The 905-nt window shown below is 38.0% G+C and carries 1 protein-coding gene; it reads left to right on the top strand.

Features of this window, described 5'->3' with window-relative positions:
• Nucleotides 1-112: 112 nt before the first annotated feature.
• On the top strand, nucleotides 113-905 hold a 793-nt coding region (locus ACFIO5_RS10880), incomplete at its 3' end, for a TrmH family RNA methyltransferase (protein WP_375705409.1).

The following is a 905-nucleotide window of genomic DNA, read 5'->3' as shown; positions in this document are numbered from 1 at the left end:
CCATCGTATCTGTTAACAGAATAAATACGATTCCGTACAAATTTCTTGCTAATAATTTTAAACCACAGCTTTTTTCTCTCTACTTTTATTATTAACGCGCTATAAAGAGGATATGAGAGAAAAAATATCGAAAAGTTTTCACTATAATCGCTTACAGCGTCGATCTCACGATAAAAAAGGCATTCTACCTGCAGCGCGCATGAAACAGAAATCTGTTCCCATGAGACATGGAACAATCTATCTTTATGGTCTTCATTTAAAAAATCCTAAAAGAGTTTTTGAACATCTCTATATCACACCAAATGCCTTAAAACGATTAAATATACCCGAATCAGATTTACCTTGTCCCATCACATTATGCTTACCCAAACAACTTGATTCGTTCGTTGGAAGTGATGCAGTTCATCAAGGTATTGTTTTGGAAACTGAACCTCTCAAGCCGTGTCAATTATCCGAACTAACAAATACTGATCTTGTCATTGTAATGGATCAAATTACTGATCCACATAATGTCGGCGCTATTATGCGCTCTGCAGTCGCATTTAAAGCTGAGGCACTTATTACAACTTATCGCCACTCCCCCGTTCTTGCTAAAGCCGCATCCGGAGCGTTGGAAATGATTCATTATATCACCGTACAAAACCTCGCAGAAACACTCCAAGAACTCCATAAAGCAGGCTTTATCAGTTTTGGACTTGATTCAGAAGGCAATCATCCTCTCGAAACAACATTAACAGGAGAAAAAATTGCTCTTGTTCTAGGAGCAGAAGGTAAAGGCTTACGCAAAAAAACACGTGAAAACGTTTGTGCATTAACACGCCTTGATATGCCTGGAAATATTAAATCGTTAAACGTTTCAAACGCAGCAACAATAGCGCTCTACGCAGCTCATAAATATCTTAGAG

The organism is Bartonella sp. AA86SXKL, assembly GCF_042196885.1.
This window is presented reverse-complemented; position numbering and strand designations above follow the sequence as displayed.